Origin of the sequence: Salinivibrio sp. VYel1 (assembly GCF_009377945.1) — a bacterium.
GTDB lineage: Bacteria > Pseudomonadota > Gammaproteobacteria > Enterobacterales > Vibrionaceae > Salinivibrio > Salinivibrio siamensis.
Genome location: NZ_RSAM01000032.1, coordinates 1 through 1,051 on the forward strand (window position 1 = coordinate 1; position 1,051 = coordinate 1,051).

Genomic DNA, 1,051 nt, shown 5'->3' on the forward strand with positions numbered 1-1,051 from the left:
GGCGTTGTTGATCAAATCATTCATCTAACGTACTGATCCCAATGGGGTTACTCCCATCAATCAACTCGATAGCTAACAGGCATACCAAGTCTTATGACTTTGTTCATCACTTTCACGTTGGCTAATGCTTCGCCAACTTGTGCATTGTAATTACGCAGAGTCAGCTTAGGGCTAAGTAACGTTTTGTATCGGGACATGCCTGTTTCTGACAGAGAGCGTTGGTGATAACCCTCTTCTTGTTTCCAGTCTTCCAAGTTACCCGATTTCAAGGCGCTGACGGCTGCATTGCGAGGGTGGCCGTCCTCCCAGTAACCCGCATTGCTGCGTGGTGGAATGGTCGGTTTGATGCCTTTTCTCCTGAGCACTTGATGGCATGCCTTGGTATCATAGGCGCCGTCAGCACTGACTTTGGCGATTTTTCGGCGTAATGGATTGAGCAGCGTCGGTAGGGCTTCATTGTCACCGACAGATGCCAAGCTAACAACGGCAGAAATCACTTCATGTGTACTGTCATCAATCGCGAGATGCAGCTTGCGCCAAACACGGCGTTTTTCCTGGCCATGCTTGCGCATTTTCCACTCTCCTTCGCCGAACACTTTTAAACCGGTGGCATCAATGACGACGTGAGCAACGGGCCCACGACTGGGTAATCGGTAGTTAACTTCAACCGTCTTCGCCCGTTTGCTGATACAACTGTATGACGGCGATTTTAGCGGTACGTCCATCAGACCAAATATCGAGTTGATAAAGCCTTGCAGGGCGCGAAGAGGGAGCTTGAAAATACCTTTAACCATCAGCGCTGTTTCAATGGCACCATCGGTAAACGTAAAGCCTCTGCCTCGTTTGCCATGATGCTCTTTGCAGTGCCAAGTCTGGATAGCGGCGTCATCAACCCAAAAGGTAATCGAACCACGGTTAATCAATGCTTGATTGTATTGCTTCCAATTGCTGATTTTGTACTTGGCGTTGCTCATCATCGGTGACCTGTTTGAGGCTTTGATGATCTGATCGCAGCTCGGATGATAAGTTCAATGATTTAGGAAACAACGCC

The 1,051-nt window shown here is 48.6% G+C and carries 1 protein-coding gene; it reads right to left on the bottom strand.

The features are described 5' to 3' along the window. Positions 1-56 precede the first annotated feature (56 nt). Positions 57-974: an IS5 family transposase gene (locus EHW58_RS15555; protein ID WP_152797367.1), complete on the bottom strand. Its 918-nt coding sequence runs from the start codon at positions 972-974 to the stop codon at positions 57-59. Positions 975-1,051: the final 77 nt, after the last annotated feature.